At 58.9% G+C, this 581-nt stretch carries 1 rRNA gene; it reads right to left on the bottom strand.

Annotated elements, in window-relative coordinates:
* A 23S ribosomal RNA gene (locus ABD224_RS29350) occupies positions 1-581 on the bottom strand; the annotation flags it as partial.

Below are 581 nucleotides of genomic sequence, written 5' to 3'. Positions count from 1 at the left end.
ATGGTCAAGCCCTCGGCCTATTAGTACCGGTCACCTCCACGCCTTACGACGCTTCCAGATCCGGCCTATCAACCCAGTCATCTCCTGGGAGCCTTACCCCATCAAGTGGGTGGGAGTCCTCATCTCGAAGCAGGCTTCCCGCTTAGATGCTTTCAGCGGTTATCCCTCCCGAACGTAGCCAACCAGCCATGCCCTTGGCAGAACAACTGGCACACCAGAGGTTCGTCCGTCCCGGTCCTCTCGTACTAGGGACAGCCCTTCTCAAGACTCCTACGCGCACAGCGGATAGGGACCGAACTGTCTCACGACGTTCTAAACCCAGCTCGCGTACCGCTTTAATGGGCGAACAGCCCAACCCTTGGGACCGACTCCAGCCCCAGGATGCGACGAGCCGACATCGAGGTGCCAAACCATCCCGTCGATATGGACTCTTGGGGAAGATCAGCCTGTTATCCCCGGGGTACCTTTTATCCGTTGAGCGACGGCGCTTCCACCAGCCACCGCCGGATCACTAGTCCCGACTTTCGTCCCTGCTCGACCCGTCGGTCTCACAGTCAAGCTCCCTTGTGCACTTACACTCA

Origin of the sequence: Streptomyces thermoalcalitolerans (genome assembly GCF_039525155.1) — a bacterium.
GTDB classification, from domain to species: domain Bacteria; phylum Actinomycetota; class Actinomycetes; order Streptomycetales; family Streptomycetaceae; genus Streptomyces; species Streptomyces thermovulgaris.
Note: the sequence above shows the minus strand (reverse complement) of the source record. Positions and strands in the feature narration are given on the sequence as shown.